Genomic DNA, 22,850 nt, shown 5'->3' on the forward strand with positions numbered 1-22,850 from the left:
AATGACTAAAATTGGTATTAATGGATTTGGACGTATCGGACGTAACGTATTCCGCGCAGCTCTTAACAACTCTGAGGTAGAAGTAGTAGCAATCAACGACTTAACAGATGCTAAAACATTAGCTCACCTTTTAAAATATGACACAGTTCACGGAACTTTAAATGCAGAAGTATCTGCTAACGAAAACAGCATCGTTGTTAACGGTAAAGAAATTAAAGTTATCGCTGAGCGTGACCCAGCTCAATTACCATGGAGCGACTACGGAGTAGAAGTAGTAGTAGAATCTACTGGCCGTTTCACTAAAAAATCAGACGCTGAAAAACACTTAGGTGGATCAGTTAAGAAAGTTATCATCTCAGCTCCAGCTTCTGACGAAGATATCACTGTAGTTATGGGTGTTAACCATGAACAATACGATGCAGCTAACCACAACGTAGTATCTAACGCTTCTTGTACTACAAACTGTCTAGCTCCATTCGCTAAAGTATTAAACGAAAAATTCGGCGTAAAACGCGGAATGATGACAACAATTCACTCTTACACTAACGACCAACAAATCTTAGACTTACCACACAAAGATTTACGTCGTGCTCGTGCAGCAGCTGAAAACATGATCCCAACATCTACTGGTGCAGCTAAAGCTGTAGCATTAGTATTACCAGAACTTAAAGGTAAATTAAACGGTGGCGCTGTACGTGTTCCAACTGCTAACGTTTCTCTTGTTGACTTAGTTGTTGAACTTGACAAAGAAGTAACAGTTGAAGATGTAAACGCAGCATTCAAAGCAGCAGCTGAAGGCGAATTAAAAGGTATCCTTGGATACAGCGAAGAGCCATTAGTATCTATCGACTATAACGGATGTACAGCTTCTTCTACAATCGATGCATTATCTACAATGGTAATGGAAGGTAACATGGTTAAAGTACTTTCTTGGTACGATAACGAAACTGGTTACTCTAACCGCGTAGTAGACTTAGCAGCTTACATGACTTCAAAAGGTCTTTAATTCTTAATTATATAAGTTATCAATGACAAAACGAGGGAGAGGGTTTGTTCCCTCTCTCTCTTCTTTCGTTTTAAAAGCAAATGTGTTAAGCTTTTGAATGGGTTTTGTCAATCCTAACTAGTAGTCGGAGGGAAATCCAATGAACAAAAAATCAATTCGTGACGTAGATTTAAAAGGTAAGCGTGTATTTTGCCGCGTTGATTTCAACGTACCTATGAAAGAAGGCAAAATTACAGATGAAACTCGTATCCGTGCAGCTCTTCCTACAATTCAATATTTAGTAGAGCAAGGTGCGAAAGTTATTTTAGCAAGCCACTTAGGCCGTCCAAAAGGTCAAGCAGTAGAAGAATTACGTCTTACTCCAGTAGCAGCACGTTTAGGCGAGCTTCTTGGTAAAGATGTTAAAAAAGCGGACGAAGCATTCGGACCAGTTGCACAAGAAATGGTTGCAGCAATGAACGAAGGCGACGTATTAGTTCTTGAAAACGTACGTTTCTATGCGGGCGAAGAAAAGAACGATGCAGAACTTGCGAAAGAATTTGCAGCACTTGCTGACATCTTCGTAAACGATGCATTCGGTGCAGCTCACCGTGCTCATGCTTCTACAGCAGGTATCGCAGACTACCTACCAGCAGTATCTGGTCTATTAATGGAAAAAGAGTTAGATGTACTTGGTAAAGCACTTTCTAACCCAGAACGTCCATTTACAGCTATCATCGGTGGTGCGAAAGTAAAAGATAAAATCGGTGTAATTCGTCATCTATTAGACAAAGTAGATAACTTAATCATCGGTGGCGGACTTGCTTACACATTCGTTAAAGCTTTAGGTCATGAAATTGGTCTATCTCTATGTGAAGACGACAAGATTGAACTAGCTAAAGAATTTATGCAACTTGCAAAAGAAAAAGGCGTAAACTTCTACATGCCAGTTGATGTTGTAATCACTGAGGAATTCTCTGAAACTGCAACAACTAAAATCGTTGGTATCGACTCTATCCCTTCTAACTGGGAAGGCGTGGACATCGGTCCTAAAACACGTGAAATTTATGCAGATGTAATTAAAAATTCTAAGCTTGTTGTATGGAATGGACCAATGGGTGTATTCGAAATGACTCCATTCGCAGAAGGTACAAAAGCAGTAGGACAAGCATTAGCAGATGCAGAAGATACATACTCTGTTATCGGCGGTGGTGACTCTGCAGCAGCTGTTGAAAAATTCGGTATGGCTGATAAAATGAGCCACATTTCTACTGGCGGCGGTGCGTCATTAGAATTCATGGAAGGTAAAGAGCTTCCAGGTGTAGTTTGTCTTAACGACAAATAAGTAGCAGCCAAAGAAAAAGGACGGTGCAAAGCATGCGTAAACCAATTATCGCAGGTAACTGGAAAATGAATAAAACTCTATCTGAAGCAGTTAGCTTCGTAGAGGAAGTTAAAGGTCAAATCCCAGCAGCTTCAGCTGTTGATGCAGTAGTTTGCTCTCCAGCTCTATTCTTAGAGCGCCTTGTAGCAGCAACTGAAGGAACTGACTTACAAGTAGGTGCACAAAACATGCACTTCGAAAAAAATGGTGCATTCACTGGCGAAATTAGCCCAGTAGCACTTAGCGACTTAAAAGTTGGCTATGTAGTACTTGGCCACTCTGAGCGTCGTGAAATGTTTGCTGAAACAGATGAGTCAGTAAACAAAAAGACTATCGCAGCATTTGAACATGGTTTAACACCAATCGTATGTTGTGGTGAGACTTTAGAAGAGCGCGAAAGCGGAAAAACATTTGATCTAGTAGCAGGTCAAGTGACAAAAGCACTTGCAGGTTTAACAGAAGAGCAAGTTAAAGCAACTGTTATCGCTTATGAGCCAATCTGGGCTATCGGTACAGGTAAATCTTCTTCTTCTGCAGATGCAAACGAAGTATGTGCGCACATCCGTAAAGTTGTTGCAGAAGCTGTTTCTCCAGAAGCTGCAGAAGCTGTTCGTATCCAATACGGCGGTAGCGTAAAACCAGAAAACATTAAAGAGTATATGGCACAATCTGACATCGACGGCGCTTTAGTTGGCGGTGCTAGCTTAGAGCCTGCTTCGTTCTTAGGTCTTCTGGGGGCGGTAAAATGAGAAAGCCAACAGCTTTAATCATTCTTGACGGTTTCGGACTTCGTGAAGAAACTTACGGGAATGCTGTAGCACAAGCTAAGAAACCTAATTTTGATGGTTACTGGAACAAATTCCCTCATACAACGCTTACAGCTTGTGGTGAGGCGGTAGGTCTTCCAGAAGGTCAAATGGGTAACTCTGAGGTTGGTCACTTAAATATCGGTGCTGGCCGCGTAGTATATCAAAGCTTAACACGCGTTAACGTTGCAATTCGTGAAGGTGAGTTCGATAAGAACGAAACTTTCCAAAATGCAATTAAAAGCGTAAAAGAAAAAGGTACTGCACTTCATTTATTCGGTTTACTTTCTGACGGTGGTGTGCACAGTCACATGAACCATATGTTTGCTCTTCTTCGCTTAGCAGCAAAAGAAGGCGTGGAGAAAGTTTATATCCATGCATTCTTAGATGGCCGCGATGTTGGACCACAAACAGCAAAAGGTTATATCGATGCAACGAATGAAGTAATTAAAGAAACAGGAGTAGGACAATTCGCGACTATCTCTGGTCGTTATTACTCTATGGACCGTGACAAGCGTTGGGATCGCGTAGAAAAATGTTACAGTGCTATGGTGAATGGTGAAGGCCCTACTTATAAATCAGCAGAAGAGTGTGTAGAAGACTCTTATGCGAACGGTATCTATGATGAATTCGTATTGCCGTCTGTAATTGTTAACGAAGATAACACGCCAGTTGCAACAATCAATGATGATGATGCAGTTATCTTCTATAACTTCCGTCCAGACCGTGCAATTCAAATTGCTCGTGTATTTACAAACGAAGACTTCCGTGAGTTCGATCGTGGTGAAAAAGTACCTCACATTCCAGAATTCGTATGTATGACACACTTCAGTGAAACTGTAGATGGTTACGTGGCATTCAAGCCAATGAACCTTGATAACACTTTAGGTGAAGTTGTTGCGCAAGCGGGATTAAAGCAACTTCGCATCGCGGAAACTGAAAAGTATCCGCACGTTACATTCTTCTTTAGCGGTGGTCGTGAGGCTGAATTCCCAGGAGAAGAGCGTATCTTAATTAACTCACCAAAGGTTGCAACGTATGACTTGAAACCTGAAATGAGCATTTACGAAGTAACGGACGCTTTAGTAAATGAAATCGAAAATGATAAACATGATGTTATCATTCTTAACTTTGCGAACTGTGATATGGTTGGCCATTCTGGGATGATGGAACCAACAATTAAAGCAGTAGAAGCAACTGACGAATGTTTAGGAAAAGTTGTAGAAGCAATTCTTGCAAAAGATGGTGTAGCACTTATTACTGCTGACCATGGTAATGCTGATCAGGAGTTAACTGCTGATGGCGGTCCTATGACAGCTCATACAACTAACCCGGTTCCTTTCATCGTTACAAAAAATGATGTAGAGCTTCGTGAAGGTGGTATTTTAGGAGATATCGCTCCAACAATGCTTACACTTTTAAATGTGGAACAACCGAAAGAAATGACAGGTAAAACAATTATTAAATAATTTGCTTATATAAAAAGGAGAGAATTTATTATGTCAACAATTATTGATGTTTATGCTCGCGAAGTCCTTGACTCTCGTGGTAACCCAACTGTAGAAGTAGAAGTTTACACAGAAAGCGGCGCTTTCGGACGCGCTATCGTACCAAGTGGTGCATCTACTGGTGAGCACGAAGCAGTAGAATTACGTGACGGTGACAAATCTCGTTACCTTGGTAAAGGTGTTGTTAACGCAGTAAACAACGTTAACGAAATTATCGCTCCAGAAATCGCTGGTTTCGATGTAACTGACCAAGCTGGTATCGACCGTGCTATGATCGAATTAGATGGCACTCCAAACAAAGGTAAACTAGGCGCTAACGCTATCCTTGGTGTATCTATGGCAGTAGCTCACGCAGCAGCTGACTTCGTAGGTCTTCCATTATACCGTTACCTTGGTGGATTCAATGCAAAACAATTACCAACTCCAATGATGAACATCATCAACGGTGGTTCTCACGCTGATAACAACGTTGACTTCCAAGAGTTCATGATCTTACCAGTTGGTGCTCCAACATTCAAAGAATCAATCCGTATGGGTGCTGAAGTATTCCATGCACTTAAAGCTGTATTACATGACAAAGGTCTTAACACTGCAGTAGGTGACGAAGGTGGATTCGCTCCAAACCTTGGTTCTAACCGTGAAGCTCTAGAAGTAATCATCGAAGCTATCGAAAAAGCTGGTTACAAAGCTGGCGAGAACGTATTCTTAGGAATGGACGTTGCTTCTTCTGAGTTCTACAACAAAGAAACTGGTAAATATGACCTTGCAGGCGAAGGCCGTACTGGCTTAACTTCTGCAGAAATGGTTGATTTCTACGAAGAGCTTTGCAAAGACTTCCCAATCATCTCTATCGAAGATGGTTTAGACGAAAACGACTGGGATGGTCACAAATTATTAACTGAGCGTATCGGTGATAAAGTACAATTAGTTGGTGACGATTTATTCGTAACTAACACTCAAAAACTTGCTGAAGGTATCGAAAAAGGTATCTCTAACTCAATCTTAATTAAAGTTAACCAAATCGGTACTTTAACTGAGACTTTCGAAGCTATCGAAATGGCTAAACGTGCTGGTTACACAGCAGTTGTATCTCACCGTTCTGGTGAAACTGAAGATGCTACAATCGCTGACATCGCAGTTGCAACTAACGCTGGCCAAATCAAAACTGGTTCTATGAGCCGTACTGACCGTATTACTAAGTACAACCAATTATTACGCATCGAAGACGAACTAGGCGAAATCGCTGTTTACGATGGTATCAAATCTTTCTATAACATCAAACGATAATTGTAGAAAATAAACGACAGACCGTGAGAAATCACGGTCTGTTTTTTTATGTTAAAATTGTTCACCTGTCATAAGTGACATGAAATGTTTGAAGAAGCGGTTATAATCAAAATCAATTGCTATTTGATGACTCGGCCAATCAATAAATGGTTTAGGTTCTCCTAAAGAGCGAAATTCTCCAATGCTTGCCCCCTGCGCATAAGATTCTGTCATGATAACGATAGGTGATTTGTGATAGGTAAACATAGAGTTATCAAGTAAAGCGAGTATTGGCATTGTGTCATGGAAGGGGCTGCCCTTTAAATGTGGTAGGGCGTCTTTATAATATCCGTAGTAATAATGATCGAATAACGGTTTGACAAGTGGGGCTTTTCCTTTTGCCTCAATGTATTCGGCCATTTCTGGTGTAATGATGGAATATTGGGTGACGTTTAATGGGTATATGTACATGTTAGCTGCGGATTGAAGGACTATATTAGCTGCAGTAGGATCGCCATAAAAGTTTGCTTCGGAAATAGGGGTAACATTACCAGGATGTAAAAAGGTACCGCCCATTACGTAGTAAGATTTAACTTGCTCCATTAATTGTTTACATACGATAAATAAAATTGCTAGGGAGGTAAGTCTTCCTAAGCTCACAATAATTAATTCATCTTTATACTGTTCAATAAGAGGAATAACTTCAAAAAAATTCTCCATTTCTTCGTTAGTTACATTCACCTTTGGAATAATTGGCCCGAGCCCTTGTTTCCCGTGTACATCTGTAAAAAAAGCAGGAGGAGCACCAGTAATTGGACGTTCTGATCCACCAAAGATTTTGATATTTCTACCCTTTACTTCGCTTGTAAGAAAATGAGCATTTTCTACGGCCATTTTTTTTGGAACATTGCCGTAATCAGCAACGATACCGACGATTTCTATTTCATTGATAAAGAATGCTAAGAGGAGAGCCATCGTATCATCAATCCCAGGATCACAAAAAATGAGAACTTTTTTGGGCATATGTTCACCACCTATCTTGTTTATCCCGTACAAACCCGCTTGGTGAGGAATGATCAATGGGGATGAGGAAACCCTCAATGATTAAAGTTTCACTTTATATATATGTAAGTTTAAGGATAAAAAGATTATTTTATTGAAATAACAGTCTTATAAATTCAGAAAATAAAAACTTTTTATATTAGGTCAAGGTTTTTGACGTAATTTTCATTTGGAAATGCAGTCATATCAAGGTTGTAAGCGTATAACATCGGCTTTTTTTGCTGTCAAGTTGATAAATTGCAGCTTTTTACAATTTATACTATGATAAAGATATTAACAGAAGATCGTATAAACATGAGGGATGATGAACATGAAATTTACAAAGATTCTTGTCCAAATTGCTGCTCTTTACGTGTTTTATATGGTTGGAACTTGGGTGCAAGAAATGTTAAACATTCCAATCCCAGGAAGTTTGATTGGGATGTTCCTCTTACTTGTTTTACTTAGCCTAAAAGTTCTTCCAGTGAAATGGTTCGATTTAGGAGCAGAAACACTCGTTGCTATTATGCCGTTTTTATTAATTCCGCCAACGCTTGGCCTAATGAATTACGGTGCTTTTTTTATGAGTAAAGGAATTTCTCTTTTCATTACAGTTGTAGCGAGTACGTTTTTAATTATTATTGTCGCAGGACATACAGGACAATATCTTGCGAATAGGAAGGAAAGAGAGTCGCGATGAGCCAAATATTAATCGGAATCGGTTGGGTTCTTTTTACGGTGCTATTATATCAATTATCTAAAAAAATCTATAAATTATTTCCAACACCATTCACCATTCCAATGCTTGTAGCAACAGGATTAATGGCTTTCCTATTTATCGTGCTTGATATACCATATCAACATTATATGGAAAGTGGTGGTGGCTGGATTGCAAAGCTACTTGGACCCGGTGTTGTAGCATTTGCAATTCCTCTTTATAAACAACGTCATGTTCTGCAAAAATATGTTGTACCGATTGCTGGTGGGGTATTAGTAGGTACAACAGTTGCAATCGCTAGTGATTTTGCCATTGCTTCACTTATGGGAACAGATAAAAGCTTAATCTTATCGTCTTTACCAAAATCGGTGACAATGCCAGTTGCGATGAGCGTTTCTGAACAAGTTGGTGGTGTACCTTCCTTAACAGCAGCTTTCGTTGTTATCGCAGGTATTACTGGAACAATTACAGGACCTCTCTTGTTGAAATGGAGCCGTGTTACAAACTCAGTTGGTAAAGGTATCGGATTTGGATGTGCTTCTCATATTATGGGTGTTATGAGAGCGATGAAAAATAACGAACATGAAGGTGTTATTGGATCGGTAACAATGACATTAACAGCAATTTTGACATGTTTACTTGGACCGTTATTTGCAATGATGTTTATGTAATAGAAGAAAAGCGAGGGCAACTCTATAGCTCTCGCTTTTCTATAGGATTTATGCTACAGTTACAATAACTGAATCTTTGTAGGAGGTACGCCAAGTGCATACGTTATTATCCGTTTTACTTATTACTGTATCGATTTTAATGATTGTTATGGTACTTATGCAGTCTAGTAATAGCTCAGGCCTTTCAGGTGCAATTTCAGGCGGTGCAGAGCAATTATTTGGTAAGCAAAAAGCACGTGGAATTGAAGCAGTATTAAACCGTATTACAATTGTTTTAGCTGTATTGTTCTTTGTATTAACAATTGCTGTTACGTACTTAAACTTATAGAATTGAAAGAAGAAGCGTTAGTAAGATGTACTAATGGTTCTTCTTTTTTGTTTTGCCATTTGAAAGATGTTTCTAATTAGATTATAGAAATACAAATATGGTACACTAGATATAGAAAGAATACGACTAGATTACAGAAGAGAAAGAGGAGAAGTACATGATGAAATTAGCATCTCCGAAACCATTTACATTTGAGGGTGGAGACCGCGCTGTTTTATTACTACATGGATTCACAGGGAACTCAGCTGATGTACGTATGTTAGGGCGTTTCTTAGAAAAGAAAGGCTATACTTGTCATGCGCCAATTTATAAAGGGCACGGTGTACCACCAGAAGAGCTTGTTCATACAGGCCCTACAGATTGGTGGCAAGATGTAACGGAGGCATATCAGCTTTTAAAAGATAAAGGTTTTGAGAAAATTGCTGTTGTTGGATTGTCACTTGGCGGCGTATTTTCTTTAAAATTAGGTTATACAGTACCGGTTTTAGGTGTAGTACCAATGTGTGCACCGATGTATATTAAGAGCGAAGAAACGATGTACCAAGGTATATTGGCATATGCCCGCGAATATAAAAAACGTGAGCAAAAATCACCAGAACAAATTGAACAAGAAATGTTGGAATTCCAAAAGACACCGATGAATACATTAAAAGCATTACAACAATTAATTGCTGACGTACGTAACAATGTGGATATGATTTATGCACCAACATTTGTTGTACAAGCACGTCATGACGAAATGATTAATACAGATAGTGCTAACATTATTTATAACGGTGTAGAATCTACGTTAAAAGACATTAAATGGTATGAAGACTCTACGCATGTCATTACACTTGATAAACAACGTGACGAGCTACATGAGGATGTATATAACTTCTTGGAGCAACTAGATTGGTAAGATCTAGTTGCCTCTTTTTTTCATAAGGAACTTTTTGTGAAAACTGTAAAAATCATAAGGGGAGTATTGAAGTTTCACTTTATCCCGCATTAACGGGCAGTAAGCCTCCCACCTTAAAATTCAGCGAAAGCAAAGAAGCTAGGTAGGGATCAACTGCCCGTAAAGGCCCGATTGGTTCAACTAATAATCAGTGGGGGGATGAACAAACCCCCACTGATTAAAGTTTCACTTTATACATCCCCTATCTTTCGGATACACTAAATAATATAAGGTTTTAAAGGAGGTATTTTTGCTTGGAAGAAATCATACAAGAACATATTGATAAGTTGTTATTATTTATGAGAGAAGAAGCGTATAAACCGCTAACGATACAAGAGTTAGAAGAGGCATTTGGAATTGAAGGTTCTGAGGGCTTTAAAGACTTTGTAAAGGCACTTGTAATGATGGAAGAGAAGGGACTTGTTATTCGTACACGTAGCAACCGTTACGGTCTTCCTGAAAAGATGAATTTAGTAAGAGGTAAGTTAATTGGACATGCACGTGGCTTTGCATTCGTTGTACCAGACGAGAAGAAAACGGGAGACGATGATCTTTTCATCCCTCCTACAGAATTAAACGGTGCACTTCATGGCGATACAGTATTAGCACGACTTAGTTCTCAATCGAGCGGTTCACGTCAAGAAGGTTCAATTGTACGCATTTTAGAGCGTGGAACGAAAGAACTTGTTGGTACATATACAGAATCGAAAAACTTTGGCTTTGTTATACCTGACAATAAGCGCTGGACGAGTGATATCTTTATCTTGAAAAGTGCATCAATGGGTGCTGTAGAAGGTCATAAGGTAGTTGTGAAAATTACGAGCTACCCAGAAAACCGTTTAAGTGCAGAAGGTGAAGTTATTCAAATTCTAGGTCATAAAAATGATCCAGGAGTAGATATTTTATCTGTCATTCATAAACATCATTTACCTTTAGCATTCCCTGAAGAAGTGATGGAGCATGCAAACAGTGTACCAGAAACGATTTCAGAAGAAGATTTAAAAGATCGCCGTGATTTACGTGATCAAATGATCGTAACGATTGATGGTGCAGATGCGAAAGATTTAGATGACGCTGTTACAGTAACGAAGCTTGAGAACGGCAATTACAAGCTAGGCGTTCACATTGCGGATGTAAGTCATTACGTTCAAGAAGGTTCTCCAATTGATGTAGAAGCAGCGGAAAGAGCGACAAGTGTGTATCTTGTTGACCGTGTAATTCCAATGATTCCACATCGTCTATCTAACGGTATTTGCTCATTAAATCCGAAAGTAGACCGTCTGACATTATCTTGTGAAATGGAAATCAACAACTTAGGTGATGTTGTTAAACACGAGATTTTCCAAAGTGTGATTAAAACGACAGAGCGTATGACGTATGCTGACGTAAGAAGCATTTTAGAAGATGAGGACGAAGAGCTAATTAAGCGTTATGAGCCATTAGTACCGATGTTTAAAGAGATGGGGCAATTGGCACAAATTCTACGTGAAAAACGTATGCGCCGTGGTGCAATTGACTTTGACTTTAAAGAAGCGAAAGTATTAGTAGATGAAGAAGGAAAACCGACTGATGTTGTTATGCGCGATCGCTCTGTATCAGAGAAGTTAATTGAAGAATTTATGCTTGTTGCGAATGAAACAGTAGCAGAGCACTTCCACTGGATGAACGTACCGTTTATGTACCGTGTCCATGAAGATCCGAAAGAAGATAAGCTTGAGCGTTTCTTCGAGTTTGTAACGAACTTCGGATATGCGGTAAAAGGACGTGCGAATGAAGTGCACCCTCGTGCGCTGCAACAAATTCTTGAAATGGTTCAAGGACAGCCAGAAGAAGTAGTTATTTCAACAGTTATGCTTCGTTCTATGAAGCAAGCTCGTTACGATGCGGATAGTTTAGGACATTTCGGTTTATCAACTGAGTTCTACACACATTTCACATCACCAATTCGTCGTTACCCAGATACAATTGTTCATAGATTAATTCGTGAATACATTATTAATGGTAAAGTCGACAATGAAACGCAAGCAAAATGGCGTGAAAAATTACCTGAGATTGCAGAGCACTCTTCTAATATGGAACGCCGTGCTGTTGAAGCAGAGCGTGAAACAGATGAGATGAAAAAAGCAGAGTATATGGTTGATAAGATCGGTGAAGAGTATGACGGTATGATTAGCTCTGTAACAAACTTCGGTTTATTCGTAGAGCTTCCAAATACAATCGAAGGTCTTGTACACGTTAGTTATTTAACGGATGATTACTACCGTTATGACGAGCAGCATTTCGCTATGATCGGAGAGCGTACAGGAAACGTATTCCGCATCGGTGACGAAATTACAATTCGCGTTATTAACGTAAATAAAGACGAGCGTGCAATCGACTTTGAAATCGTTGGTATGAAAGGCACACCTCGCCGTAAGTTCAAAGATCGTCCAGTCGTTATCGAGCAGCCAAGAACAGGCAGAAAGAAACGTGGTGGACGTAGCGAGCGCAGTAATGAGCGTGGCGGTGAACGTGGCACAGGTAGAAAATTTGACCGTGGTGGCAAAGGTAAAAGTACAGGAAGAGGATCAGCATCAGCAACAGCATCTACGTCCGGTAGTCAGCCAGGGAAAAAAGATGGTAACGGCAAGAAGAAAAAAGGATTTTTCGAAAACGTACCAGGATTCAAGAAGAAAAAGAAAAAGCGTAAGTAAGAAAAGAGTGGCTTCGCTTTGATGAAAAGCGGGGCTTTTTCTTTTTTTATTGGTGGCTTGAGAGCGAGCCACTTTCGCTTTTTATTAACATTTGTTACAATAGTAAAAATAGAGGAGGGACGTTATATGCCAAAAGGTACAGGTAAGGTTATTGCACAAAATAAAAAAGCGTTTCATGATTATTTCATCGAAGAAACATACGAAGCAGGGCTTGTCCTTCAAGGAACGGAAATTAAGTCGATTCGCGCTGGTCGCGTGAACTTGAAAGATGCGTTTGCACGTGTACATAATGGTGAAGTATGGGTTCATAATATGCACATTAATACATACGAACAAGGGAATCGTTTCAACCATGATCCACTTCGTACGAGAAAGTTACTTCTTCATAAAAAAGAAATTGATAAGCTAGCGGGCGCTGCAAAAGAAACAGGTTACGCATTAGTTCCACTTAGAATCTATTTGAAAAATGGATTTGCAAAAATGGCACTTGGTTTAGCAAAAGGTAAGAAACAATACGATAAACGTCACGATTTAAAAGAGAAAGAAGCGAAACGTGAAATTGCACGCGTGTTCCGTGATCGCCAAAAGATGTAATACAGATATTTACATTTGTAAAACGGCGCGCGTATGATATAATAACTTATGTAAGGTTGTTGCACATTGAAAAACAGCTCTTAGTAGCTATCACGATATTTTCTTCGTATGCTCCATTTTTATCATGGGGACGTTACGGATTCGACAGGGATAGTTCGAGCTTAGGTTGCGAGTCGAGGGGATCGGCCTCGTTAAAACGTCAAAGCCTATAATTGGCAAACAAAACAATCTTTCTTTAGCTGCTTAATTGCACTAAAGGTTCCTCCCTCCATCGTCCATGTGGTAGGGTAAGGGACTCAAACTAAGTGGACTACGCCGGAGTTCGCCGTCTGAGGACAAAGGAAGAGAACAACCAGACTAGCAACTTGGAAGCCTGTCGATAGGCCGAAGAGTTCGCGAAATGCTAATATATCGACTACACTCGTAGAAGCTTAAGTGCCGATATTTTTGGACGTGGGTTCGACTCCCACCGTCTCCACCAATACATATTTGGTGGTTTTTTTATTTTGTATGATATGAACCATAACTTTGCCATATTGGCGAGGTTATGGTTTTTTTGTTTATGGAAAAGTTATGGTTCTAAAAATAGAATGTATCTAATTTCTTGGTTCTTTCAATTGCATCCTCAATGTACCTTGTGTGTTATCCCTTAAATATCACAATTTTATCCAGTCAAAGCTCGATTGGTGAGGACTGATATTCAGTGGGGGATGAACATCTCCGCTCATTTAATTATAAATTCGTTTTATTCGAATCTTCATATGTTTTGTGTTTTTAACCATACCTATTGTAAGATTATATAGAGTTCTCCTAATAAGCTGTTTTAATGGATTATTTAGGGATTTTTAATTTATAAATCTTAAATTGTTTTTTCAGGATAATTTTTTATCTAAATAAGTTATATTGAAGTAGAGGTGAACCATCGGTGAAGCAGGTGTTGGTGATTAAAAATGAACGGTCTTCAGCAAAGAAAATTGTAAGCGGTCTAACGCAAGAAGGCTATTTCATTTTAAAACTTCACAATGAAAACCAAGGTTTAAATATAATATATGAACAAGATTGGGATATTATCATATTGGATTGGGACTCATTAAGTATATCGGGACCAGAAATTTGCAGACAAATACGACTTGTTAAAACCACACCGATAATTATTGTGACCGACAATATTTCTAGTAAGGATTGCATAGCAGGGCTACAAGCAGGAGCAGATGATTATATAAGAAAACCATTTGTGAAAGAAGAATTAGTAGCAAGGGTTCAAGCAATTTTAAGGAGAAGTGACTATATCCAGCAAAATGAGATGAAATTTTTTCAGTTTAAAGATCTCTTTGTTGATGCATCTAGCAATATTGTGAAAAAAGGTGGCGAGAACCTCCCCCTTACTAAGCGCGAGTATGATTTGCTTGTATTTTTAATCAAAAACAAAAACACAATATTGAGCCGTGAAATGCTTTTGAATCAAGTATGGGGATATAACGTAGTAGTAAATCCAAATGTAGTAGACTTATATATTGGGTATGTAAGAAAAAAGTTAAAGTGCGAGAAGAAAGACAGATATATTCAAACGATACATGGCAGAGGCTATTCAATGATTGACTGATAAAAATAAGATAATAAAAAAATGAGTAAAACTATTTCATTCAGTTTTACTCGTTTTTTTATTAAATGTGATAATCAAATAGTTTCTGAGAAGTATTAAAAGATGTAAAAAAATGTAAAAAATATTTCTATCAGGTAATGGATTATGAAAACATTAGCTATTAATGAGCATTTTTTGCAGGGGAAATTATGGTTTATAAGGTGCTCATCTTTTGGGTATTGTGTAGGGGACAATTCTAGCGCGCATTAGTTGAGACCGGATCTAATGAAAGTGTCTACTCGAAAAAAATCGACACGCTCTGAAGAATAAAGGTTTATCAACACGCCCGACTTCATATATTACTTTGTTTGCCTGATTTTATGAATTCACACCATTCACAAGATTTTCACAGAATTAATGACTATACTAATTAACAGGATGTTCAAATGAAAATGATTATCAATAGCGATTCGATTGAATAAAAGTTACCTTCTAATTCAATCTATGGATGTCATCATTTTCGAAATAAATCACACTATAAGGAGTATACATATGAAAAAATCTATGCTTTTAAAATTAGTGAGTATTCTAGCAGTTTTCACTTTAATGTTAGTAGCTTGCTCAGATTCAAGTAAAGAAACTTCGAAGGCTAATAATAAAGATAATGGTAGTGATAAGCCAAAAACGGTTGAAATCACTGATGCTCATGGAACTGTTAAAGTCCCTGTAAACCCAAAGAATGTAGTTGCTTTGGATAACAGAACTTTTGAAACTTTATCTGATTGGGGAATTAAATTAGCGGCTGCTCCAAAGGATATCATGCCTGCTGATTCAGCATATAAAAAGGATGAAAAAGTTCAAAATATTGGGAATCACCGTGAACCAAATCTTGAAATTATTGCAGCGGCAAACCCTGACCTTGTAATCGTTGGTCAAAGATTTGCTGACCATTACGAAGAAATCAAAAAATTAGTACCAAATGCAGCAGTTATTGATCTTAATTTTGATGTCTCTGAGAAAGCTACTAAGCCTGGCGAAAACTTAGTAAAAGGACTTAAAGATTCTACAGTTACTTTAGGAAAAATCTTTAATAAAGATAAAGAAGCTAAACAATTAGTAGCTGATTTTGATAAATCTATTGAAAAAGCAAAATCTGCTTATAACGGAAAAGATAAAGTTATGAGTGTTATCGTTACTGGTGGTAATATTGGTTTTGCTGCTCCACATTCTGGTCGTGTTTGGGGACCAATGTATGAAATTTTCGGTTGGACTCCAGCGTTAGAAGTTTCAAATTCTACTGCAGGTCATAAAGGTGATGACGTTTCTGTTGAAGCTATTGCACAAACAAATCCTGATTGGATTTTCGTATTAGATCGTGATGCTGCAACATCTGATGCAGCTAAGTCAACACCTGCTAAGGATGTTATTTCTAAATCACCTGCTCTTCAAAACACAACTGCTGTTTCTAAAAAACAAGTTATTTATGCACCAGAAGATACTTACACAAATGAATCAATTCAAACTTATATAGAGTTATTTGGAAATATGGCAAAAACTTTAGCTAAGTAGTGTAAAGGGGTACGAAACAGTGTCAAAAAATATGATTTCTAGGGTTGAGAATATTTCTCAACCCCAGTTTTATAATCAAAATAAAATATGGACAAAACCTTTTATAATAGCAGTTATAGTTGTTATAATTTTAGGGATTATATCACTGTTTACTGGAGTTTATGATATACGTGGACAAGAGGACGGGACAGAGATGTTTTTCATAACTCGTGTTCCGAGAACAGCTGCATTAATGCTTACTGGAGCTGCGATGGCGATGGCAGGGCTCGTAATGCAACTCATTACACAGAATCGCTTTGTTGAACCTACTACAACGGGGACTATTGAATGGTCAGGCTTAGGCCTGCTTTTTGTGTATTTATTATTTCCTGCCCCGACTTTAGTTCAAAGAATGACTGGTGCAATCATTTTTTCTTTTATAGGAACTATGATTTTCTTTCTATTTTTAAGAAGAGTTAAGCTTCGTTCGTCTTTAATTGTTCCGATTATTGGATTGATGCTTGGAGCAGTAATTTCTGCAGTGTCTACTTTTTTAGGACTCCTTTTTCAAAAGACGCAAAGTATTGAAACTTGGTTTGTAGGTTCATTTGCTAACATTCAGGTGGGAAGATATGAATATTTATGGCTGATTGTTATCATTACTTTTCTTATTTTTATGTATGCTAATAGATTGACTTTAGCTGGACTAGGAGAAGATGTCGCAACAAGTCTTGGAGTTAATTACAATAGAATTGTTCTTTTTGGGACTGCTCTTATCTCTGTTGCAGTTGGAATTGTTGCAGCTGTTATCGGACACTTACCTTTCTTAGGATTAATTGTGCCAAATATCGTTTCAATGTTTAGAGGTGATGATCTTAGGAGTAATTTACCTTGGGTTTGTGTGATCGGAATGGGATCAATAACTGCCTGTGACATCATTTCTCGAACAATTATACAGCCTTTTGAATTACCTGTTTCTTTAATACTTGCAACAGTGGGAGCAGTCGTGTTTATTACTATTTTATTGAGACAAAGAAAACCAAGGAGGCTACGATGATCACATTAGAATATAGAAAAAAAGAAAATGTCGAAATCGATTCTAGCCTTCATAATGAAAGTAGATCAGCTAGCGCTTTTCGGTCTAAGAAGGAAGCAAGACGTTATTGGATTTTACTGATAACATTGATTGCTTTAGGTCTTCTTTCTTCATATGGACTTTTAGTTTATAACAATCCAGTTCCGATAGATTCACCTTCTTTTATCCCAGTCGTTAAGAGAAGGATAGTAGCTATTGTTGCAATGATTATTGCTGCGGTTTGCCATAGCTTGTCGACAGTTGCTTTCCAATCTATTACGAATAATAAAATTATTACTCCTTCACTTTTAGGTTTCGAATCACTTTATTCAGCAATTCAAACGAGTACAGTATTCTTCTTTGGTGCAAGTGCGTTAATAAATTTTAATGGAATTGGATCATTTTTATTCCAAGTTGTTGTTATGGTCTTCATGAGTTTGATACTTTATGGATGGTTACTTTCCGGTAAATACGGGAATTTACAACTTATGCTTTTAGTTGGAATTATTATTGGTACCGGGCTAAATTCTGTGTCAACTTTCATGAGAAAACTACTTGCGCCTTCAGAATTTGATATTTTACAAGCAAGATTATTTGGTTCTGTTAATCATGCAGATCCTGCATATTTTCCTATTGTAATTCCTATGATCATAATTGTAGCGGTATTAATTTTTGCTCATTCTAAGAATTTGAATGTTTTGTCACTAGGAAAAGATGTTGCTACTTCTTTTGGAGTTAAATACCAACCTAGTGTAATTTATACGCTTGTATTAGTAGCTATTTTAATGTCCATTTCAACAGCTCTAATTGGGCCACTTACTTTCTACGGCTTTTTAGTGGCAACTTTGAGTTATCAGGCAGCGTCAACTTATGATCATAGATATATTTTTCCGATGGCTTTTGCTATAGGATTTTTAATAATGACGAGCGCATACTTTTTAATGTATCATGTATTCCATGCTCAAGGTGTAGTTTCAGTTATTATTGAATTATTCGGTGGAATCATATTCTTAACTATAGTTTTAAGGAAGAGGGCTTTATGATAAAAATTGATAATGTTAAAAAGTTCTATACTGATAAGGTAAAAATAGGACCTTTGGATATTGAAATACCAAAAGCAGGCTTTACTTCTTTAATTGGACCAAATGGCGCTGGAAAGTCAACGACACTTTTGATGATTGGCAGACTTTTAGATATGGATGAAGGTCAAATTCAGGTAGCAAATATGGATGTTTCTGAATCCAAATCAAAAGACTTAGCAAAAGTTTTGACTATATTGCGACAAGAAAATCATTTTGTAACTAGGCTTACTGTGAGACAACTAGTTGGATTTGGGCGCTTTCCTTATTCAAAGGGAAGATTGACTAAAGAAGATGAGGCTATCATCTCTAAATATATCGATTTCTTAGATTTAACTAGTTTAGAGAATAGATATTTAGATGAGCTTTCTGGTGGTCAAAGACAAAGGGCATATGTAGCGATGGTATTGTGCCAAGAGACGGAATATGTACTTTTGGACGAACCTTTGAACAACCTTGATGTTGCTCGTTCTGTTCAAATGATGGAGCATTTGAGACGTGCAGCTAATGAATTTGGACGAACAATTTTGACTGTCATGCATGACATAAATTTTGCAGCTAAATATTCGGATAAAATTTGTGCTATGAAAGATGGACAAATTGCTGCTTTTGGAACAGTAGAAGAAGTTATGGACCCAACACTTTTGACAGATATTTTTGAAACAAAAATAGAGATTATTAATGGTCCTTATGGGCCGATCGCAGTTTATTAGTTATAAAATGTCTTGCGTAGATTATGCAAGACACTCTAGTTGAAGTTGCTGTCTATATTTTATAGGCAGCAGCTTTTTTTATGTGATTACTCATAAAATGCAAAAGAATGCTTCACCTTTTCAAGTATGTACCAAACGAAAAAATATCTCTGTATAATTTTTTAAAAGAATTCAGCTTGTTTTTTGTATATGTAATATTGCATATCAGAGTGTATTGATAAAAGTGTAAGGGGTCACTATAATGAGGGCATAAAGATAAATCACATTTTCGTAGCAATAAAAAGGAGGAAATAATATGGAAATCGCAATGGCAGTTTTAAAATTTGTAGGTGGCGTAATCCCGTTAATTCAAGAACTTTTAAAAGCATTTATGTAAGTTTATTAGTTAGCTATCATTTATCAATCATTATCATATTTTACTAAAAAAAGAACGGGGTGATTTTTCTGAATATTAAGAAAAACACTAAAAGAAGAAAGTTCCTTACATGTTTATTAGTTAGTCTATGCACTATTAATTATTCATCTATTTCCTTCGCAGAAACACAAGCAAGTAATGTAACTGATGTAACCAAAAATGCTAGTGGCATTAATACTGGTATAGCAAATCTTAAATATAATAATCAAGAGGTTTTAGCTGTAAATGGTGATAAAGTAGAAAGTTTTGTTCCGAAAGAAAGTATTAATTCAAATGGTAAATTTGTAGTAGTGGAACGCGAGAAAAAATCACTTACAACGTCACCAGTCGATATTTCAATTATTGATTCTGTAGTGAATCGCACGTATCCAGGAGCTGTACAACTTGCAAATAAAGCTTTTGCAGACAATCAACCAAGTTTATTAGTGGCTAAGAGAAAGCCTTTGAATATTAGTATAGACTTACCGGGCATGAGAAAAGAAAATACAATCACTGTCCAAAATCCGACATATGGTAATGTAGCTGGAGCAGTAGACGATTTAGTATCTACTTGGAATGAAAAGTATTCTACAACACATACGTTACCTGCAAGAATGCAGTATACGGAATCTATGGTTTATAGTAAATCACAAATCGCAAGCGCTCTTAATGTTAACGCTAAACATCTTGATAACAGTCTAAACATTGATTTTAATGCGGTTGCAAATGGAGAGAAAAAAGTGATGGTAGCGGCGTATAAGCAAATATTTTATACGGTAAGTGCTGAACTACCTAACAATCCATCCGACCTTTTTGATAATAGCGTTACTTTTGACGAGTTAACTCGAAAAGGCGTAAGTAATTCGGCTCCACCTGTTATGGTTTCAAATGTAGCTTATGGTAGAACGATTTATGTAAAATTAGAAACAACATCTAAGAGCAAAGATGTACAAGCTGCTTTTAAAGCCTTACTTAAGAATAACAGCGTTGAAACAAGTGGACAGTATAAAGATATTTTTGAAGAAAGTACCTTTACTGCTGTAGTATTAGGCGGAGATGCGAAAGAGCATAACAAGGTTGTTACTAAAGATTTCAATGAAATCCGAAATATTATTAAAGATAATGCTGAATTAAGTCTTAAAAATCCAGCATACCCAATTTCATATACAAGTACTTTCTTAAAAGATAATGCAACTGCTGCTGTTCATAACAATACAGATTATATTGAGACGACAACTACAGAATATTCAAGTGCTAAAATGACACTTGATCATTACGGTGCTTACGTTGCTCAATTTGATGTATCTTGGGATGAATTCACATTTGATCAAAAGGGTAACGAAGTACTAACACATAAAACGTGGGATGGTAGTGGAAAAGACAAAACGGCTCATTACTCTACAGTTATCCCTCTTCCGCCGAATTCAAAAAATATAAAAATTGTAGCAAGAGAATGTACAGGTCTTGCATGGGAATGGTGGAGAACAATTATTAATGAACAAAACGTTCCATTAACAAATGAAATAAAAGTTTCAATTGGAGGAACAACATTATACCCAACAGCTAGTATTAGTCATTAAGTATAAAAAAAGCGCCCTATAAGTAGGGCGCTTTTTACTCTTTCCAAAATTGTTCTAATAGAATGACAAGCATGGTACCCACAAGTAAGCCATTACTTAAAACATATTGTAAGGAAGAAGGAATTCCGCTAAATGCACTTTCTGGAAGAAACAATATTCCTAAACCGATTAATAATGAAATTCCTAATATAGTTAATCGGCGTTGATTTACTGCTTCACGTAAGATGGATTGAAATGAAATGCCTATTACTTGGACAAATGTTGCTAAAAGTGCAGCATTAGCAATAGGTCCTGGTAGCAAGGATATAAAGTTTACAATTGAGGGAATAAAAGAAATTCCTGCTAATATAAGACTTGCTATAAGGAACGACTTCACTTTTCTTTGTCCTGTTAGTTGGATAAATCCTGCTGATGCAGGTAATGGTACAATTCCAATTGTAGAGAACAACGACGAGATAATATGTGATATACCTCCGATCCATACACCACGGTTCAGTGTTTGCTTTTCATTTTCTTTAGATAATGGAGCCACTTGTTTTACAGCCGAAATAGCAGCGATTGTATTTGCAACTAAAAGAAATGTAAATAAAGTTGCAGTTAGAGTCATTCCAATATCGAATCTAGGTGTGCCCCAAGCAAATATCTCTGGTAACTTAACTAGTGTTGTGTGCGAAGGCATATGAGATGATTTTCCTAATACTGCATACAAAAGCCAACCGCATGAAATTCCAAGTAATACAGCGTAACTTTTCATCCATCCTTTCCCTTTAATTGATAAGAAAGTAATAAGGGCAAAAACAAAGAGAGCAATAGTAGCTGTTGTATAGTCAGGATGGGTTGCAGATCCTTGTAATCCTATCATTCCTTTTACTAACACACCACTAAGCTGAAGTGCTAAGATTAAAAGAAAAGTTCCTGTAACTAAAGGGGTAAATAAACGTAAGATTCGATGTACAAGCCCTGTTATACCAAGTATGAAGAGTAATATACCTGCAATAATTAACCCGCCTTCTAAAAGTTGCAACACGTCTTTTGCACTTTGTCCCTGATGCATAGCGATTTGTCCCGATATGACAAATATACTTACCCATGAACCGGCTGGCCCATCCGCGATGGGATAGCGATGCCCAAACCATACTTGTATAAATGAACTTATTCCTACCACTAAAAAAGTTTGCTGCATTAATGTTGAGACATCCTCTATTGGTAAATGGAATATGCCACCAATAATTATAGGTAATGCAATTGCATTTGCTAATAGAAACACAAACCATTGTAGAATATTAAAGCTCGTATCAAAGTATTCTTTATTCATATTATTCTCCTTTGCCGAAAAAGAATCTCATATTAAAAATCCATCCTTTCTACACAGTTAGATTAAAAAGGATGGATTTTGTAAATCTATAAAATTAATTTAATGATATAGATAGATTTTTAATTAATTACCATGCACGAAATGGTAAGAATTTACCGTTAAGTGTAATTACGATGCGAGGATCGCCACCTTTTGGATCTTCTTGTGTATCCACACCCAAGTTGAAGTTAATTGCACTCATTACACCTTCGCCGGATTTTTCTAAGATTAATTCTCTAATAGTTGGTGCATATTGTAACATCATTTCATATAAACGATATGCAATCGGGTCCGTAGGAGGCATTTCCATTACTTGGCCGCGAAGTGGAACTACTGTTAATGCTTGAACTACTTCTTCATCTAATTCTAATAGTTTACCAATTTCTTCTGCTTCTGGACGTGTCATTGTAGCTTGTCCTAATAACGCTGTTACAACCCAAGTCTCAGAGTGTTCACTTACTTTTGCAATTTCTTCCCAAGTTAACCCTTTTTTAATTTTTGCCGCTAAAATTTTTTGCGTAGCTTCTTGTCTATTCATATCTAATACTTGTTTTTTCATATCTCATAACTTCCCTTCATATACGTGATAAT

At 37.3% G+C, this 22,850-nt stretch carries 20 protein-coding genes and 1 other RNA gene; 18 read left to right on the forward strand and 3 right to left on the reverse strand.

Going from position 1 to position 22,850, the window contains the following annotated elements; genetic code table 11:
* Nucleotide 1 precedes the first annotated feature (1 nt).
* From gap to eno, 5 genes are all read left to right on the forward strand, one after another.
* The gene (gene gap, locus ATL10_RS08010; RefSeq protein ID WP_000161234.1) at nucleotides 2-1,006 is read left to right on the forward strand and encodes a type I glyceraldehyde-3-phosphate dehydrogenase; all 1,005 of its coding nucleotides are present in this window, start codon (nucleotides 2-4) and stop codon (nucleotides 1,004-1,006) included.
* A gap of 139 nt (nucleotides 1,007-1,145) precedes the next feature.
* Complete coding sequence (locus ATL10_RS08015) at nucleotides 1,146-2,330, forward strand: phosphoglycerate kinase (protein WP_001036331.1); 1,185 nt, start codon at nucleotides 1,146-1,148, stop codon at nucleotides 2,328-2,330.
* Nucleotides 2,331-2,362: 32 nt separating this feature from the next.
* Nucleotides 2,363-3,118 (forward strand): triose-phosphate isomerase, encoded by a 756-nt coding sequence (tpiA, locus tag ATL10_RS08020; RefSeq protein WP_001231038.1) that lies wholly within the window; start codon nucleotides 2,363-2,365, stop codon nucleotides 3,116-3,118.
* Nucleotides 3,115-4,644, forward strand: coding sequence for a 2,3-bisphosphoglycerate-independent phosphoglycerate mutase (gene gpmI, locus ATL10_RS08025; RefSeq protein WP_001231158.1), 1,530 nt, complete (start codon nucleotides 3,115-3,117; stop codon nucleotides 4,642-4,644). The genes tpiA and gpmI overlap by 4 nt, the downstream gene beginning before the upstream one ends.
* Nucleotides 4,645-4,674: 30 nt before the next feature.
* Nucleotides 4,675-5,970, forward strand: coding sequence for a phosphopyruvate hydratase (gene eno, locus ATL10_RS08030; RefSeq protein ID WP_110496692.1), 1,296 nt, complete (start codon nucleotides 4,675-4,677; stop codon nucleotides 5,968-5,970).
* 51 nt (nucleotides 5,971-6,021) lie between these two features.
* Here eno and ATL10_RS08035 read toward each other — a convergent pair whose 3' ends face one another.
* The gene (locus ATL10_RS08035; protein ID WP_090978111.1) at nucleotides 6,022-6,972 is read right to left on the reverse strand and encodes a nucleoside hydrolase; all 951 of its coding nucleotides are present in this window, start codon (nucleotides 6,970-6,972) and stop codon (nucleotides 6,022-6,024) included.
* 349 nt (nucleotides 6,973-7,321) lie between these two features.
* Between ATL10_RS08035 and ATL10_RS08040 the strand changes: the two genes are divergently transcribed.
* From ATL10_RS08040 to alo, 13 genes are all read left to right on the forward strand, one after another.
* Nucleotides 7,322-7,690, forward strand: coding sequence for a CidA/LrgA family holin-like protein (locus tag ATL10_RS08040; protein WP_000673222.1), 369 nt, complete (start codon nucleotides 7,322-7,324; stop codon nucleotides 7,688-7,690).
* A complete protein-coding gene (locus ATL10_RS08045; protein WP_000078304.1) occupies nucleotides 7,687-8,379 on the forward strand; it encodes an LrgB family protein in 693 nt (230 codons plus the stop codon). Before ATL10_RS08040 ends, ATL10_RS08045 begins: the two co-directional genes overlap by 4 nt.
* Before the next feature lie 94 nt (nucleotides 8,380-8,473).
* A complete protein-coding gene (gene secG, locus ATL10_RS08050; RefSeq protein WP_000557266.1) occupies nucleotides 8,474-8,707 on the forward strand; it encodes a preprotein translocase subunit SecG in 234 nt (77 codons plus the stop codon).
* Nucleotides 8,708-8,867: 160 nt separating this feature from the next.
* Nucleotides 8,868-9,608, forward strand: coding sequence for a carboxylesterase (gene estA / locus ATL10_RS08055; RefSeq protein WP_000761986.1), 741 nt, complete (start codon nucleotides 8,868-8,870; stop codon nucleotides 9,606-9,608).
* Nucleotides 9,609-9,901: 293 nt separating this feature from the next.
* Nucleotides 9,902-12,340: a ribonuclease R gene (gene rnr, locus ATL10_RS08060; protein WP_098566804.1), complete on the forward strand. Its 2,439-nt coding sequence runs from the start codon at nucleotides 9,902-9,904 to the stop codon at nucleotides 12,338-12,340.
* 126 nt (nucleotides 12,341-12,466) lie between these two features.
* On the forward strand, nucleotides 12,467-12,934 hold the full coding sequence (smpB, locus tag ATL10_RS08065; RefSeq protein ID WP_001123920.1) for an SsrA-binding protein: 468 nt from the start codon (nucleotides 12,467-12,469) through the stop codon (nucleotides 12,932-12,934).
* Between the two features lie 126 nt (nucleotides 12,935-13,060).
* Nucleotides 13,061-13,415: a transfer-messenger RNA gene (gene ssrA / locus ATL10_RS08070) on the forward strand.
* A gap of 444 nt (nucleotides 13,416-13,859) precedes the next feature.
* Nucleotides 13,860-14,537: a response regulator transcription factor gene (locus ATL10_RS08075; protein WP_110496693.1), complete on the forward strand. Its 678-nt coding sequence runs from the start codon at nucleotides 13,860-13,862 to the stop codon at nucleotides 14,535-14,537.
* A 531-nt stretch (nucleotides 14,538-15,068) separates the two neighbouring features.
* On the forward strand, nucleotides 15,069-16,085 hold the full coding sequence (locus tag ATL10_RS08080; protein WP_000749447.1) for a siderophore ABC transporter substrate-binding protein: 1,017 nt from the start codon (nucleotides 15,069-15,071) through the stop codon (nucleotides 16,083-16,085).
* Between the two features lie 19 nt (nucleotides 16,086-16,104).
* Nucleotides 16,105-17,121, forward strand: a complete 1,017-nt coding sequence (locus tag ATL10_RS08085; protein ID WP_000042077.1) for an ABC transporter permease — start codon at nucleotides 16,105-16,107, stop codon at nucleotides 17,119-17,121.
* A complete protein-coding gene (locus ATL10_RS08090) occupies nucleotides 17,118-18,182 on the forward strand; it encodes an iron chelate uptake ABC transporter family permease subunit (protein ID WP_000631245.1) in 1,065 nt (354 codons plus the stop codon). Before ATL10_RS08085 ends, ATL10_RS08090 begins: the two co-directional genes overlap by 4 nt.
* Complete coding sequence (locus ATL10_RS08095) at nucleotides 18,179-18,931, forward strand: iron ABC transporter ATP-binding protein (protein ID WP_000590061.1); 753 nt, start codon at nucleotides 18,179-18,181, stop codon at nucleotides 18,929-18,931. Before ATL10_RS08090 ends, ATL10_RS08095 begins: the two co-directional genes overlap by 4 nt.
* A gap of 435 nt (nucleotides 18,932-19,366) precedes the next feature.
* Nucleotides 19,367-20,905 (forward strand): anthrolysin O/cereolysin O family cholesterol-dependent cytolysin Alo, encoded by a 1,539-nt coding sequence (gene alo / locus ATL10_RS08100; RefSeq protein WP_110496695.1) that lies wholly within the window; start codon nucleotides 19,367-19,369, stop codon nucleotides 20,903-20,905.
* Between the two features lie 34 nt (nucleotides 20,906-20,939).
* Here alo and ATL10_RS08105 read toward each other — a convergent pair whose 3' ends face one another.
* Nucleotides 20,940-22,220 carry a purine/pyrimidine permease gene (locus ATL10_RS08105; RefSeq protein ID WP_110496697.1) on the reverse strand — a complete coding sequence of 427 codons (1,281 nt, stop codon included), beginning with the start codon at nucleotides 22,218-22,220 and terminating at the stop codon, nucleotides 20,940-20,942.
* A 127-nt stretch (nucleotides 22,221-22,347) separates the two neighbouring features.
* Nucleotides 22,348-22,797, reverse strand: a complete 450-nt coding sequence (gene cynS / locus ATL10_RS08110) for a cyanase (protein WP_025118105.1) — start codon at nucleotides 22,795-22,797, stop codon at nucleotides 22,348-22,350.
* Nucleotides 22,798-22,850: the final 53 nt, after the last annotated feature.

Source organism: Bacillus sp. 196mf, assembly GCF_003217275.1.
Lineage (GTDB): Bacteria > Bacillota > Bacilli > Bacillales > Bacillaceae_G > Bacillus_A > Bacillus_A thuringiensis_S.

Coding starts and splice junctions, on each gene's coding strand:
- eno (WP_110496692.1), top strand. CDS start 4,675: ATGTCAACAATTATTGATGTTTATGCTCGCGAAGTCCTTGACTCTCGT.
- ATL10_RS08035 (WP_090978111.1), bottom strand. CDS start 6,972: ATGCCCAAAAAAGTTCTCATTTTTTGTGATCCTGGGATTGATGATACG.
- ATL10_RS08095 (WP_000590061.1), top strand. CDS start 18,179: ATGATAAAAATTGATAATGTTAAAAAGTTCTATACTGATAAGGTAAAA.
- gap (WP_000161234.1), top strand. CDS start 2: ATGACTAAAATTGGTATTAATGGATTTGGACGTATCGGACGTAACGTA.
- ATL10_RS08105 (WP_110496697.1), bottom strand. CDS start 22,220: ATGAATAAAGAATACTTTGATACGAGCTTTAATATTCTACAATGGTTT.
- tpiA (WP_001231038.1), top strand. CDS start 2,363: ATGCGTAAACCAATTATCGCAGGTAACTGGAAAATGAATAAAACTCTA.
- ATL10_RS08080 (WP_000749447.1), top strand. CDS start 15,069: ATGAAAAAATCTATGCTTTTAAAATTAGTGAGTATTCTAGCAGTTTTC.
- smpB (WP_001123920.1), top strand. CDS start 12,467: ATGCCAAAAGGTACAGGTAAGGTTATTGCACAAAATAAAAAAGCGTTT.
- gpmI (WP_001231158.1), top strand. CDS start 3,115: ATGAGAAAGCCAACAGCTTTAATCATTCTTGACGGTTTCGGACTTCGT.
- ATL10_RS08015 (WP_001036331.1), top strand. CDS start 1,146: ATGAACAAAAAATCAATTCGTGACGTAGATTTAAAAGGTAAGCGTGTA.
- cynS (WP_025118105.1), bottom strand. CDS start 22,797: ATGAATAGACAAGAAGCTACGCAAAAAATTTTAGCGGCAAAAATTAAA.
- ATL10_RS08090 (WP_000631245.1), top strand. CDS start 17,118: ATGATCACATTAGAATATAGAAAAAAAGAAAATGTCGAAATCGATTCT.
- ATL10_RS08045 (WP_000078304.1), top strand. CDS start 7,687: ATGAGCCAAATATTAATCGGAATCGGTTGGGTTCTTTTTACGGTGCTA.
- ATL10_RS08040 (WP_000673222.1), top strand. CDS start 7,322: ATGAAATTTACAAAGATTCTTGTCCAAATTGCTGCTCTTTACGTGTTT.
- estA (WP_000761986.1), top strand. CDS start 8,868: ATGAAATTAGCATCTCCGAAACCATTTACATTTGAGGGTGGAGACCGC.